This window comes from Paenibacillus lycopersici (genome assembly GCF_010119935.1).
Lineage (GTDB): Bacteria > Bacillota > Bacilli > Paenibacillales > Paenibacillaceae > Paenibacillus_Z > Paenibacillus_Z lycopersici.
The window spans coordinates 1,279,508-1,292,500 of record NZ_CP048209.1 but is presented as its reverse complement, the minus strand read 5'-3'; the positions used below and the strand labels follow the sequence as shown (position 1 = coordinate 1,292,500).

Genomic DNA, 12,993 nt, shown 5'->3' with positions numbered 1-12,993 from the left:
TTGAACAAATCGCCGTGACAGAGGTTTAACTGGGCTTTCAGCGCTCGGAAGAAAATTTCGATTTTCCAGTGCCAGGCATAGATGCGCGCGACGAAGCGAATGTCGTTCTCGCTCCAAGCGATGTACCGACCGTAATTCACATAGCCGCGGTCAAACACATAGGTGACATCCGAAGGCTCCACCAGCGCAGCTAGCACTTCGTCGTCGTTGTCAGAGACGACGGCCGTCGACAGCACCGTCCGCAAGGGATAGGACGTTGTCTCATTGACCAATCCTAAGCTCAGGTGGGGCTTGATGGCGTGAAAATCCTTTGAAACATAGGGCCATTCGGCACGTATGCTACCGAGGGTAACCATGGAAGAATCGACAGCGACTAGTCGTCCAAGTGATTGAAGGCTCGCATCGCAGTACATCGTAGCAAGCTTTTTGGCGGCTTGATGACAAAGCTCCTGCAACGATTCCGTCGGCAGTCGTTCGAGTTTGCGATGCAAACTGGAGGCGCGGATGGAGGACAGTCCCAACCAACGTTGCATCCACGGTGAACTTTCTAAGTGGGAGGTAAAGTTGTCAGAATAGCAACTTTTCCGGTGTTTTTGCCCGTCTGAGGCGGGTAAAGTTGCCGGAGCAGCAACTTTATCGGCATTTTTCCAGCTTGCGTCAGGTGAAAGTTGTCAGAATAGCAACTTTTCCGGTATATGTGACCGTCTGAGGCGGGAAAAGTTGCTGGAGTAGCAACTTTTCGACTTTTTTGTCTCTTCTGCGGCAGGCGTGAGGTTCTTTGCAAGCCTACTAGAGAGGCCGCCAGCGTTAAGCTCTATATTGGGCGATCAGCGCCATTTTCAGCTCCCAGGCCGTCTCGCTGAGATTGACCCGATACTCCGCCGGATTCGTCTTGCGCAGCACCTGCGGCCAGAAGAGCGCGAGCTGTTCGCCGTGATAGCGGCGGATCTCATCCAAGGAAGGCATCTCGTAAACGAGCTCGCCATCCCGGAAAATCTCGGCCAAAAGCGGCACCGCGTCGTAGCGCTGAATGACTTTCTGGATGTAGTGATGCACCGGGTCGAACAACCGCAGCGGCTCCTCGGTATCCATCGGGCCTTCTTCCACGAGCGTCAAATAGTCGCCTTCCGCAATGCCGGTCTCGCGGTTGATAATGCGGTACACCTCTTTGCGCCCGGGCGTCGTCACTTTCTCGGGATTGCCCGAAATCTTGATAACGGGAATCATCTCGCCGTCCTTCTCCCGTGCGACCAGCTTGTAAACGCCGCCGAGCGACGGCTGGTCGCCCGAGGTGATCAGCTGCGTGCCGACGCCCCAGACGTCGATCTTCGCCCCCTGTCCCTTCAGGCTGAAAATAAGGCCTTCGTCCAAATCGTTCGACGCGACGATGCCGACGTAGTTCAGTCCCGCTTCGTCCAGCATGCGCCGCGCTTCCTGCGACAGGTAGGCCAAATCGCCGCTGTCGAGACGAATGCCGTTCATCCGCTTGCCCTGCTTCTCCAGCAACTTGCCGACCCGGATCGCGTTCGGCACGCCGCTGCGCAGCGTATCGTACGTGTCGACGAGCAGCGTCACTTGATCGGGAAGCACCTCCGCGTACTTGCGGAACGCTTCTTCTTCGCTGTCATGCCCCTGCACCCAGGCATGCGCATGCGTGCCTTTGGTCGGGATGCCGAACATCATGCCCGCCCGCAAGTTCGAAGTCGCGTGGAACCCGGCGATATATGCCGCCCTCGCGCCCCAGACGGAAGCATCCGCTTCCTGGGCTCTGCGCGTGCCGAACTCCAGCAGGCCGTCGTCGCCGGCCACTTGCTTGATGCGGGAAGCTTTGGTGGCGATCAGCGTCTGGAAGTTAATGAAGTTGAGCATGGCCGTCTCGATCAGCTGCGCCTCGAAAATCCGCGCCGTTACGCGGACGAGCGGCTCGTTCGCGAAGACGACCGTTCCTTCGGGAACGGCGTCAAGCTGTCCCGTGAACCGGAACTCCCGCAGCGCGTCCAGAAACCCTTCCGCATAGTTCTCTTCCTGCTCGCGGAGAAAGGCGATCTCCTCCTCCCCGAACCGGATATGCCGAATATAGTTGACGACCCGCTCCAGGCCGGCGAATACCGCATAGCCGTTGCCGAATGGCAGCTTGCGGAAGAACACCTCGAATACCGCCTGCTCGTCCTGCGAGCCCTGCACCCAGTGGGCGTACATCATATTGATCTGATATTTATCGGTGTGAAGCGTCATCTGCTCGTAATTCATGTCGTAAACTCTCCTTTACGCTTCCGCGGTCGGCTGTCCCGCCGTATAGACGGCGGCGCCGAGCGTCCGCTCGAAATGGCTCAGCGCCCATTCATGCCCTTGCTCGTTGAAGCTTGCGACGGCGTCTGCGTGTATGACGATGCGGTAGCCTCGGTTGAACGCATCAACGGCCGTGTGCAGGACGCAAATATCGGTGCATACCCCGACGAGATGCAGCTCATGAATGCCTCGCATGCGCAGCTGTAATTCCAGGTCCGTACCGCAAAAGGCGCTGTAGCGCGTTTTGTCCATCCAATAAATGCGTTCGCGGTTCGCTTCGTACACGTCCTTCAGCTTCCCGTACAGGTCGCGGCCGTTCGTTCCCTCGATATTATGAGGCGGGAACAGCTTATGCTCGGGATGCAGCTCATCCCGCTCCCGGTGCAGGTCGACGGCCATGACGACGTAATCGCCCTGCGCCGCGAACTGCTGCGACAGTTCCGCGATCCGGTCCTCGATGGCGATCGCCGGCTGGCCGCAGGGCAGCTTGCCGACGACGAAGTCCACCGTGTAGTCGATGACGATCAGTGCTTTCATTGCGATTTCCCCCTTAGGTATCGGCTTATCGGTCGGTCAGCTAGCTATAAATGGAAAGCCGTGGCACATAGTCGGTAAACCTGTACAGCTGCGCCGCCCGTTGGGAATGGCGGTTGGACTGCTTGAGCTCGCCCTTGCGGTCGCGCGCTTCTTCGATAATGCCTTTGCGGCTCCGGGTGGACGTGATTTTGCGGATGAAATTCTTCTCCTCGAAATCCGGCACGACCGCTTCGATCACTTGGTACAGCTCGCCGATCGTGAATTCCTCCGGCAGGAACGACTTGGCGATCGTCGTCGTCAGCATCTTGATGCGGATATGCCGCAGCGCATCCTCCAGAATTTCGCGATGGTCGAACGCAAGCTCCATCGCCAGCGCTTCCTGCACCGGGAACAGCCGGACATCGGAGGCATCATCCGCCGCGCTCCGGTTCGCCAGCGCATGCTCGTGAACGAGCGCGAGGAACGCGTGCGAGATCATCCAGCCCCGCGGGTCGCGGCCGGGCTTGCTGTAGGCGCCGAAATATTCGATATGCACGTCGGCGACGCCCGTTTCTTCCTGCAGCTCGCGCAGCGCGCTGTCCAACAGCGTTTCGGTTTCCTTGGAGAAGCCGCCCGGGAGTGCCCAATGGCCCTGGAACGGCCAGCCTTTGCGCTGGATAAGCAGCACCTCCAGCTGCCGCAGCGGCAGCGACTTCTTCGCCGTGTTCCGCTCCGTCGAGGTGATAGTGAAGATGACGATATCCGCCGGCGCGCCGTCTGGCGTCCGGTACCGGCTTGCGGAATAGTTCGCGGCCTCGTCGATCGGATCGTTCATATGCGGGATCACCTGCTCTGCTTTCGATTTGTTATAATGTCATTTTGACATAATTAAAACGAAAGTCAATAGGCAAACAACGAAAACAAAAAAATCCCCTTTCGCTTAAACGCTTCTGTCTATCAGCGTTCGCGGAAAGAGGAAATTTATGCAGCCTGCTATTCTGCGGATGGGAATTCCGCTGCCGAGCTCTCCCGGCGCTCAGCAGCCCCGGAGGCTGCCGTTACGCTTACAGCGGCTGGCGCTTTCAATGTCGTACCGCCGCGTGCGCCCGCAGGTGCCGGAGCTTTCGCGGCCGGCCGCGGAGCGGTTCCCGAGCCGCTCCTGCCGCCCGAAGCGGATGGCGCATTCGCCGCCGCCGGACCGCCCTCGCCCTGCGTCTTCTTGGCGCCTTTGCTCTTATACGGCTTCGGCGCGTTCTTCAGCCGCTTCTCGGCCGCCTGCCAGCGGTTCCAGCCCTTCTTGTCCGTGCCGCGGCCCGTGCCGCCCTTGCCCTTGGCCATGCGGGGCTACCTGCCGGACAAGGAAGACCAGGTGCTCTCGAGCCATTCGTCGAAGCCTTCTCCCTTGTCGCCCTCGTAAATATCGTACACGTCCGACCGCATGTTTCTCAGCTTCTCTTTGAACGCTTCGTACGAATGTCCGGCAGGGAGGCTCTTCTTGATGCGAAGCAGGATTTTGTTCGTGCCTTTGATCAGCTCGGCCGTCTTCTTCACCGGGCGCTCGGCTTCGACGCCAAGCTCGGTCAACGCGCCGTGCGCGGCCAGCTGCACTTGATGGACGGCATCGTTCTGCGCGAGGCGCGTCAACAAATCGACGGCGGTCTCGCCGCCCAGCTCGCGCAGCGCTTCCACGGCCTTCAGCCGTTCTCTCCAATTCGCCGTCCGGCTAGCGGCTCTCTTCAGCGCTTCCAAGCTCGGTTCGGCCGTGATCTGTTCCTCTGTATGTTCCACTTGACTCATTCTCCCTCTATGTTAAATCTGCTCTTGATTCGTATGCCAGCCACTACCACGCTACCTTTTCGCGGCCGCAAAGTCAATGCCGCCCCGTCAACGGCGGCAGGCAAGCGATGCCGGCGCAATGATCAACATTGCGTTCTACAGCGGAATCCGGTACGAAGAATGCTCCTCGATAATATGCTCGCCTTGGTTGTATACCCATTTGAACGCAAACGCATGGCCCTCGTAACCCGTGCGGCTGCGCAGGTCGGGAAGGATGACCGTCTCGAAATTGTCCACCAGCTTCTGCTGGATATCATGAAGCCGCTCCTCGTTCTCCGCGCGTTGGCGGAGCGCTTCTTCCTGCGATGCCGCCGTCTGCAGGAAGTACGCGAGCGCCGCTTGATCCGGCGTCAGGTGGTCCGGCAGCGGATGGCCCGAGCCCCGGAAAATAACCTTGACCGTGTCCACCCAGTCGTCGTAAAGATGAATCGAAATCTCATAGTTCATTGCATGAAAGCTCCTTCGTCTGCTTGTTCGTTACCGTCCATTGTAGGTGGAAGCGGCGCGAGGCGCAAGTGAAGCCAACCAAGGAATACGAGGCTGCTGAGCTAGGGCGGCTATCGGGGAAGGCGCGGTATTGGCTTGGTCCACCGGATGAGAGGGCGCTAAACGGGTACGGGCATTTGCGAAGATGCGAAACTGGATAAGGCCAGGGATGCGAAGGCGCTAAAATTAAAAGGGCATCTGCAAGGTGCGAAACCGGCTTAGGCCCGAGGATGCGAGCGTGCAGACTCTTACCTGGCGCACATGCGGGTGCGGAGTGCCGGAGAAAGCTTCGGCATACGACTGGATGCCGAGGCGGAGTACGACTAAATGCCGAGACGGAGTACGACCGGATACGGCGTACGGGGAGAGCGAGGTATGAATCTGCGCCGCCCTTATTCCGCCGGTTCCTGCAGCAGGAACCGGTAGCCGATCCCCGGCTCCGTCTCGATGAACGTCGGCCGCGTCGGATCTTCCTCCAGCTTCTTGCGCAGATGGCCGATGTAGATGCGCAGGTAATGGCTGTCCGTCTCGTGATGGTGCCCGCCCCACACCTGCTGCAGCAGCTGCCGCTGGGTGAGGACCTTCCCTGCGTTGGACGCCAGCGCCTTCAGCAGCTCGTATTCCGTCGGCGTCAGCTTCACCCGGCTGCCGCCGAGCTCCACGAGCCGCTGCGCGAGATCGATGACGAGCCGGCCGAACCGGAGCACCGGCTCCTGCTGCGCGTTGCCCGCATGGCGAAGCGCGACGCGGATCCGGGCCACGAGCTCGCCCATGCCGAACGGCTTCGTCACGTAGTCGTCCGCCCCGCCGTCGAGCGCCTCGATCTTGTCCGCTTCCCGGTCCTTCGCCGTCAGCACGATAACGGGAATCCGCGACCATTCCCGAATCCGCCGGAGCACCGTCATGCCCGGCACGTCCGGCAAGCCGAGATCGAGCACGATCAGATCGGGATAGTTGACGCTCGCCTGATAGATGCCGTCCTCGCCCGTCTCCGCCTCCAGCACGTCGAATTGATGCGCCTTCAGCGTTACTTTCAGCAGCTTGCGAATTTGCGGCTCGTCGTCCACGACGAGAATGCGCGCGCCGTTGCCTGTCGTCATGTTATACCTCCTCCTCCTGCCGCTGCCAGCCCTCCGGCATCTCCGGATCGCCCGCCGGAAGCGCGACGGTCACGAGCGTGCCCCGCTCCGCGCGGGGAGCCGCCGTGATCGTGCCGCCGTGCGCTTCCACGATGCCTTTGCAAATCGCGAGCCCGAGCCCCGTGCCGGTCGTGCCGCTCGTACGGGACCCGCGGTAAAATTTATCGAATATCCGTTCCCGGTCGGCATCCGCGATGCCGGTGCCGTTGTCCGCCACCGAGATGCGCACCCAGGACCCGGACTGCCGGACGGCGATAACGATGTCGCTCCCGTCCGGCGAATACTTGATCGCATTGCTGACGATGTTGACGAGCACCTGCTCCAGCAGCACCTCGTCGCCCGGAAAATACGGCGCCGGCTCCTGAATCCGCACGTCGATGCGGCGGCGTCCCACGAAGCCCTTCACCTGCGCCAGCACGACGCCGATCATGTCCTCGGCGTCGACCCAGTCCCGGCGCAGCGCAAGCATGCCGCTCTCCAGCTTGACCATGCCGAGCAGGTTCGTGACGAGCCGGTTCATGCGCAGCGCGCCGTCGCGAATCGTGCCGAGCAGCTCAAGCCGATCCGCGGGCGAGAACACCTCGTCGCCTTCGATCAGCCCCGTCGCCGAGCCGATGATCGTCGCAAGCGGCGTGCGCAGCTCGTGCGAGACGGAATCGAGCAGCGCCGTCCGGATGCGCTCGGACTCCGCCGTGAGCTGAGCCAGCTTCGCCTCCTCGCTCAGCTTGACGCGGGCGATCGCCGTCGCCGCGAGCCCGCCGAACGCCTCGAGCAGGCGGCGGGTATCGGCGGACAACGTCTCGCCGTCCGCGCGGACGGCGATGACGCCGTAGGTCCGTTCCTCCGTCCGCAACGGCACGAACAGCCCCGGGAATTCGCCCAGCGTCCCCGTGCCTCTGCCGGCCATCCGGCCATGCTCGAGCACCCACTTGGCGATGACCATCGCGGATTCGCCCTGGCCGAAGGCGTGATCGCCCGGCGACCATGCCGTCCGCGCCAGCTCCGACCGGCCGCCCGGCAAATAAATCGCGATTTGCGCCCCCACGGTTTCGGACACCTGCCGCGCGATATTGTCCAGCAGCGCCTTGATTTCGCCGACCGCCGTCATCTGGCGGCTCAGCGCGTACAGGGCGGCCGTATGCGCCTCCCGCTCCTTGGACAGCTTCACCTGCTGCTTCAGCCGGGCCGCGAGCGTAGCGGTCAGCGCCGCCACCGCCAAATACACGGCGAACGAAAGCAAATACCGCAAATCCGCCACGCTGAAGCTGTGCAGCGGAGGCACGAAGAAATAGTCGAATGCCAGCATGCCCGCAGCCGCGGCATAGAAAGACGGGACAAGCCCCCAATAGACGGCGCTGAAGAGCACCGGGAACAAATAGACCAGCGCGATGTTCACCGTATCGAACGGCTGGCCCCATTCATGAAGAACGGCAGACAGCGCTGCGACACCCGCCGTTGTGCCTGCGTACTGCAGCAGCTTGCGTCCTCTTCTCTGTTCAACGGCCGTTTCGACGCTCCTCACCTTCCTTCGCGGCATAATCCGCGACAATCAGAATATCCCTGTGCCTGGACAGGCCGATCAAGTTCTTCACGACCGAGCCGTGCAGGAACAGCTCCCGCCAGGATACGCTGGATTGGCCGAGAACAAGCTGCGTCGCTTCCGCCTGGTCCGCTTTCGCGGACAGCACGTTCGCGATCTCCCGGTGCGATTCCGCGCGGTGGACGTCGAACTTGCCGCCCAGCCGGACGGTCAGCCGCTCCAGCGCCTCCAGGTTCCGGTCCGGCTCCCCGCCGCCTCTCGCCTGGCCGATGCGCACGTAATTGACGCTCCAAGGCGCCTTGAGCCGGTACGCCGTACGGAAACCTCGCCGGATCAGCCGCTGCGCGCGAGGCGTATCGTTGACGCAGACGAAGATCGATTCCCGCTTCCGGTAAGGGCCGCGCAGCGAGCTGTTCCGTTCCAGCGATTCCAGCCGCTCGTCGACGTCGTCGGCGATTTCGCGCAGCGCCAGCTCGCGCAAGGCGATCAGGTTGCCCGTCTTGAAGAAGTTCGACAGCGCCTGCTCTACTTTGCCCATCGCGTATATCTTGCCCTCGCGCATCCGATTGCGCAGCGCTTCGGGGGCAACGTCTATTAATTGTACTTCATCCGCCAGCCGCAGGATACTGTCCGGCACCGTTTCGCGGACGCGGATGCCCGTAATCTGCTCCACGGCGTCGTTCAAGCTCTCCAGATGCTGCACGTTGACCGTGGAAATGACCGAGATGCCGGCATCCAGAATGGCCAGCACGTCCTCGTACCGCTTCTTGTTCCGGCTTCCCGGCACGTTCGTATGCGCCAGCTCGTCGACGAGCACGACCTCGGGGCAGGCTTGGATGACCGCGTCCGTGTCCAGCTCCTCGAGCGAAACGCCCTGGTAGACGATGCGCTGTCTCGGAATGAGCGCCAGCCCGCCGATCTGGGCAATCGTCTCCGGCCTCTCGTGCGTCTCCAGCAGACCGATACGCACGTCGATTCCTTTGCGCAGCAGATCGTTGCCGTCGCGCAGCATCATATAGGTTTTGCCGACGCCGGGAGCGGAACCGATGTATACCTTGAACGTGCCTCGCCTGATTTCGCCGATCCGCTTGTCGACCTCCTTCTCGCTGAGCCGGCGATAGCGCTGCCGCTCCTCCGCAGAGGCGAATTTGGCCGGCAGCAGGCGTTCGCCCTCATGCTCCGCCCGGTCCGCGACGAGAAACACGTCCATGTTCCGCGCCAGCTTCAGCAGACGGTCGACGATGGAGCCCTGCCGCAGCTCCTGCCAGCGCGTATGTTTCGTGTGGCCCATGACGATGCGGGTGATGCCATGCTTCAGCGCATACTCCACGATCGTCCTCGGGATGAGCCGGCGGTTCCGGAACGGCAGCTCCTCGAAGCTTCCGCCCACCTTCTCCGCCAGCTTGACGATGCTCCGGCGGTACGCGGCCGCTTCCTTCGACAACGCCTGCTTCTTATTGCGGAACGTCACGACGATCAGCTCGCCGTTCAGCCGCTTGGCGATTTGCTGGCCGCGGCGGACATAAATCGATCCGTTCCAATGGTATTGCGCGGATACGAGAATCCGCTCTCCCGTGCCGGCCGGGCCGCTCAAGCCCAGCTCCTCCCGGTAGCTCCGCAGCGATTCGCCCACGTCCTCGGCCACGAGCCGCAGCGCAAGCTCCCGCAGCACGCCCAAATTGCCCCGCTTGAACGCCGGCAGGTCTGCGCTGCCCTGCAGATGTCCCTCCGCCAGCCGGTTCAGAATCGTCTCCGGCGTCACGTCGATCAGCCGTACCTCGTCGGCCAGTTCCAGCGTATCGGCAGGAACCGTGCATTTCGCTTCGATGCCCGTCAACTTGTGGGCAAGCTCCGTATAGCCGTCCAGCTCGTACACGTTCACCGTCGTAATGACGCTGATGCCCTTGTCCAGCAGAAACCGGATGTCCTCGAGCCGCGTCGGAAACCTGGCCCCCTCGCGGTTACGGTGCGCCAGCCCGTCCGCCAGCACGACCTCGGGATTGCGCTCCGCCAGCGCGTCCAGGTTGAGGTCCTTGTATTCCGTGCCGTCCCGGAACCAATGGATGCTCGGTACCCGCTCCAATTCCCCGACCTGCTCCACGGTCTCCGGCCGCCGCAGCGTCGAAACGGCGCATAGGACGACGTCCACGCCCTGCTGCCGAAGCGCCTGGCCCTCCCGCAGCATATGGTACGTTTTCCCCGAACCGCTGACCGGACCGATATAGATCTTGAGCGTTCCCCGGTGAAGCTTCGAGATCGACTGCAGCATTTCTTCCGGCGTCTTGCGTTTGAAGCCTTCCACCTTCGTCCCCCCTCTGCACGTAACCGGTGCGACAGACGGACAAAGCCACCCCCCGGCTGATGCGGGAGCGGCTGCGTCATTCGACCGTTAAGGCTTGATGTGCTTCAATAGCTCCTCGTTGAGCTCGTTCACGTTCACGCGCGGCTCGCCGAAAATGCCCAGTTGGCGGCTCTTCGTCGAATCGTCGATCAGTTTGTCCAACGCGGCCTCGCTCATCCCGGTCGCCCTGCTGATCCGCGCCGCCTGCGCTTTCGCCGCTTCCGGCGACAAATCCGGGTCGAAGCCGGAGCCCGAGGCTGTCACGAGGTCGGCGGGGATATCCGTCAGGTTCGGATTGTCCGCTTTCACCGCGGCGACCTTACCGCCGATCTCCTTCGCGTAGTCCGCCGTCGCCACCGCGCGATTGGAGCCGGCGGAAGCGGTCGGGTCGTAGTTGGCCATCGACGCCCGGGGATGGAACAGCTGCGGCGATTGCACATTCTGCGCGAGCAGCTCCGAGCCCGTTACCGCGCCGTCCTCGCCCGTCATCAGGCTGCCGTCCGCCTGCTTCGGAAAGAGCACTTGCGCGAAGCCGGTCGTCGCAAGCGGATAAATCAAGCCGCAGACCAACATCCATACAAGGGAGAAACGAACCGCAATCCATAATGATTTCATCTCTATTCAACGCTCCTCTGCTTCTAGTCTAGGCCAGCCGCAAACCGTGCAGGACAAGATCGATTATCTTGATCCCGGCGAACGGCACGATGACGCCGCCGATGCCGAACATCAGCACGTTGCGCATCAGCAGCCGATCCGCGCTCATCGCCCGGTATTTGACGCCTTTCATCGCGACCGGAATGAGCAGCGGAATGATGATCGCGTTGAAGATCAGCGCCGACAGGATCGCCGATTTCGGCGAAGCCAGGTTCATGATGTTCAGCGACTGCAGCTGCGGCATCGCCAGAATGAACAGGGCCGGGATGATCGCAAAATACTTCGCGATGTCGTTGGCGATCGAGAACGTCGTCAGCGCGCCGCGCGTAATGAGCAGCTGCTTGCCGATCGCGACGACGGACAGCAGCTTCGTCGGATCGGAATCGAGATCGATCATGTTAGCCGCTTCCTTCGCCGCCATCGTGCCGGAGTTCATCGCGAGCCCGACGTCGGCTTGCGCCAGCGCCGGCGCGTCGTTCGTGCCGTCGCCCGTCATCGCGACGAGCTTGCCTTCCTGCTGCTCTTTGCGGATGGCGGCGATTTTGTCTTCCGGCTTCGCTTCCGCGATGAAGTCGTCGACGCCGGCTTCGAGCGCGATCGTCGCCGCCGTCAGCGGATTGTCGCCCGTGCACATGATCGTCTTGATGCCCATGCCGCGCAGCTCCGCGAACCGCTCCTTGAGGCCGGGCTTCACCGTATCCTTCAAGTAAATGACGCCGAAAATCCTATCGCCGATCGCAACCGCGAGCGGCGTGCCGCCCGCCTTGGCGATCCGGTTCGCCGTCTCGTCCAGATTGCCCGGGATGACGCCTCCTTGCGCGGCGACATAGCGCTTCATGGCGTCGACCGCGCCTTTGCGAATCTTCGTGCCGTCCGCGAGATCGAGTCCGGACATGCGCGTCTCCGCCGTGAACGCGACCGGCTCCGCCGCCTCGTCGGCGGGATTGCCCGGCATGGCGCCCAGCTTGAGCGCCAGCTCCACGATCGAGCGTCCTTCCGGCGTTTCGTCCTTCATGGACGCCCGCAGCGACGCCTGCGTCACTTCCTGCAAGGATACGCCGGAGACCGGCATGAACTCGGACGCCATCCGGTTGCCGTACGTGATCGTGCCGGTCTTGTCGAGAATGAGCGTGTCGATATCGCCGGCGGCTTCGACCGCCTTCCCCGACATCGCAAGCACGTTATACTGCGTGACCCGATCCATGCCCGCGATGCCGATCGCGGAGAGCAAGCCGCCGATCGTCGTCGGAATCAAGCAGACGAGCAGCGCAATCAGCGTCGCGATGTCCAGCTTCACGTCCAGGTAGTCCGCCATCGGCACCAGCGTCATGATCACGACCAGGAAGATCATCGTCAACACGGCGAGCAGCGTCGTCAGCGCGATTTCGTTCGGCGTCTTCTGCCGCTTGGCGCCCTCGACGAGCGCGATCATCCGGTCCAGGAACGATTCGCCGGGATCCGTCATGACTTGCACGACGATGAAGTCCGACGCGACCCGCGTGCCGCCGGTAACGGACGAGAAGTCGCCGCCGGCTTCCTTGATGACCGGCGCGGATTCCCCGGTAATCGCCGACTCGTCGATGGACGCGAGGCCTTCGACGATTTCGCCGTCGGTCGGGATGATTTCGCCGGTATCGACGCGGATGATATCCCCTTTGCGCAGCTGCGTGGACGAGACTTGCTTCAACGAGCCGTCCTTATGGACCAGCTTCGCCGTCGTCTCCGACTTGGTCTTGCGCAGCGTGTCCGCCTGGGCCTTGCCCCGGCCCTCCGCCAGCGCCTCGGCGAAATTCGCGAACAGCACCGTGAAGAGCAGGATGACGAACACGGCGATATTATAGCCCCGTCCGGTGCCCGATCCGACGAAGAGATCCGGCTTGATCGCGAGCAAGAGGGTGATCAGCGTACCGACTTCGACGATGAACATGACCGGATTTCCGATCATGACCGCGGGGTTCAGCTTCTTGAACGCGTCAGCCGCGGCCTGGACGACGATACGCTTGGCATACGTTTTTTTGCTGGCAGCAGCCATAGTGATCCTCCTTAATGAAAACCTTGGGGAATGCGTGACCTGCGGTCGGAACGGGTCTCCAATCGCTGTTGTAGTTCTGATTTCTTTGATTGTAAAGTGAGTATGGCAGTAGCCTTGCAAAGAACCTTACACACCTGCCTCAGAATGACGAAAAGTCGAA

Annotated in this window: 11 protein-coding genes and 1 pseudogene (1 of these 12 running past the window's edge); all 12 read right to left on the bottom strand. The window is 61.8% G+C overall.

Going from position 1 to position 12,993, the window contains the following annotated elements; all coding sequences use genetic code 11:
• On the bottom strand, window positions 1-533 hold the 5' portion of the coding sequence (locus GXP70_RS05485; protein WP_162355539.1) for a transposase. The gene continues 82 nt to the left of window position 1, outside the view; only the first 533 of its 615 coding nucleotides appear in the window; its start codon is at window positions 531-533; the stop codon falls past the left edge of the window.
• Between the two features lie 274 nt (window positions 534-807).
• Window positions 808-2,250 carry a nicotinate phosphoribosyltransferase gene (locus tag GXP70_RS05480; protein WP_162355538.1) on the bottom strand — a complete coding sequence of 481 codons (1,443 nt, stop codon included), beginning with the start codon at window positions 2,248-2,250 and terminating at the stop codon, window positions 808-810.
• 15 nt (window positions 2,251-2,265) lie between these two features.
• Complete coding sequence (locus GXP70_RS05475; protein ID WP_162355537.1) at window positions 2,266-2,826, bottom strand: cysteine hydrolase family protein; 561 nt, start codon at window positions 2,824-2,826, stop codon at window positions 2,266-2,268.
• 40 nt (window positions 2,827-2,866) lie between these two features.
• Window positions 2,867-3,640, bottom strand: coding sequence for an NUDIX hydrolase (locus tag GXP70_RS05470; RefSeq protein ID WP_162355536.1), 774 nt, complete (start codon window positions 3,638-3,640; stop codon window positions 2,867-2,869).
• A gap of 362 nt (window positions 3,641-4,002) precedes the next feature.
• Window positions 4,003-4,143: pseudogene (locus GXP70_RS05465) on the bottom strand (DUF3934 family protein); the annotation flags it as partial.
• A gap of 6 nt (window positions 4,144-4,149) precedes the next feature.
• The gene (locus GXP70_RS05460) at window positions 4,150-4,593 is read right to left on the bottom strand and encodes a HEAT repeat domain-containing protein (protein WP_404822314.1); all 444 of its coding nucleotides are present in this window, start codon (window positions 4,591-4,593) and stop codon (window positions 4,150-4,152) included.
• A 144-nt stretch (window positions 4,594-4,737) separates the two neighbouring features.
• A complete protein-coding gene (locus tag GXP70_RS05455; RefSeq protein ID WP_162355534.1) occupies window positions 4,738-5,088 on the bottom strand; it encodes a hypothetical protein in 351 nt (116 codons plus the stop codon).
• A 431-nt stretch (window positions 5,089-5,519) separates the two neighbouring features.
• Window positions 5,520-6,227 (bottom strand): response regulator, encoded by a 708-nt coding sequence (locus GXP70_RS05450; protein WP_162355533.1) that lies wholly within the window; start codon window positions 6,225-6,227, stop codon window positions 5,520-5,522.
• Window position 6,228: 1 nt separating this feature from the next.
• Complete coding sequence (locus GXP70_RS05445) at window positions 6,229-7,788, bottom strand: ATP-binding protein (RefSeq protein WP_225442672.1); 1,560 nt, start codon at window positions 7,786-7,788, stop codon at window positions 6,229-6,231.
• The gene (locus tag GXP70_RS05440) at window positions 7,763-10,108 is read right to left on the bottom strand and encodes a histidine kinase (RefSeq protein WP_162355532.1); all 2,346 of its coding nucleotides are present in this window, start codon (window positions 10,106-10,108) and stop codon (window positions 7,763-7,765) included. The genes GXP70_RS05445 and GXP70_RS05440 overlap by 26 nt, the downstream gene beginning before the upstream one ends.
• Window positions 10,109-10,195: 87 nt before the next feature.
• Window positions 10,196-10,762, bottom strand: coding sequence for a potassium-transporting ATPase subunit KdpC (gene kdpC / locus GXP70_RS05435; protein ID WP_162355531.1), 567 nt, complete (start codon window positions 10,760-10,762; stop codon window positions 10,196-10,198).
• Window positions 10,763-10,790: 28 nt separating this feature from the next.
• Window positions 10,791-12,833, bottom strand: coding sequence for a potassium-transporting ATPase subunit KdpB (gene kdpB, locus GXP70_RS05430; protein WP_162355530.1), 2,043 nt, complete (start codon window positions 12,831-12,833; stop codon window positions 10,791-10,793).
• Window positions 12,834-12,993: the final 160 nt, after the last annotated feature.